The sequence below is a fragment of the Bacillus sp. 0102A genome (genome assembly GCF_036765155.1).
Classification (GTDB): Bacteria; Bacillota; Bacilli; order Bacillales; family Bacillaceae; genus Bacillus; species Bacillus subtilis_G.
On sequence record NZ_JBAIZW010000025.1, the window covers coordinates 1 to 601 of the forward strand.

Here is a 601-nt window from a genome sequence, read left to right on the forward strand (position 1 = left end):
GTCTATTCCATTAAAATAATGGCGCGCCCGAGAGGAGTCGAACCCCTAACCTTTTGATCCGTAGTCAAACGCTCTATCCAATTGAGCTACGGGCGCAAGATTTAATGCCGAGGGCCGGACTTGAACCGGCACGGTAGTCACCTACCGCAGGATTTTAAGTCCTGTGTGTCTGCCAATTCCACCACCCCGGCGTGGATGGTATAGTTGGAGCGGAAGACGGGATTCGAACCCGCGACCCCCACCTTGGCAAGGTGGTGTTCTACCACTGAACTACTTCCGCAGACAGGATGTCCAGTTTTTACAACTGTTATCCTATATAATGCGGGTGAAGGGACTTGAACCCCCACGTCATAAAGACACTAGATCCTAAGTCTAGCGCGTCTGCCAATTCCGCCACACCCGCGTAAAGTGGTGAGCCATGAAGGACTCGAACCTTCGACCCTCTGATTAAAAGTCAGATGCTCTACCAACTGAGCTAATGGCTCTTCTTACAAGAGACTTGAGTATTATACCATATAAAAAGTGGTGCCGGCAAGAGGACTTGAACCCCCAACCTACTGATTACAAGTCAGTTGCTCTACCAATTGAGCTACACCGGCAA

The 601-nt window shown here is 50.1% G+C and carries 6 tRNA genes; all 6 read right to left on the minus strand.

What is annotated here, in order from left to right:
* Nucleotides 1-19: 19 nt before the first annotated feature.
* Nucleotides 20-96, minus strand: a tRNA-Arg gene (locus V6D41_RS21390).
* A gap of 9 nt (nt 97-105) precedes the next feature.
* Nucleotides 106-191: transfer RNA gene (locus V6D41_RS21395), tRNA-Leu, on the minus strand.
* A 14-nt stretch (nt 192-205) separates the two neighbouring features.
* Nucleotides 206-280 (minus strand) — tRNA-Gly (locus tag V6D41_RS21400).
* A gap of 40 nt (nt 281-320) precedes the next feature.
* A tRNA-Leu gene (locus V6D41_RS21405) sits at nt 321-403 on the minus strand.
* Between the two features lie 6 nt (nt 404-409).
* A tRNA-Lys gene (locus tag V6D41_RS21410) sits at nt 410-485 on the minus strand.
* A gap of 38 nt (nt 486-523) precedes the next feature.
* Nucleotides 524-599 (minus strand) — tRNA-Thr (locus tag V6D41_RS21415).
* Between the last annotated feature and the right edge of the window lie 2 nt (nt 600-601).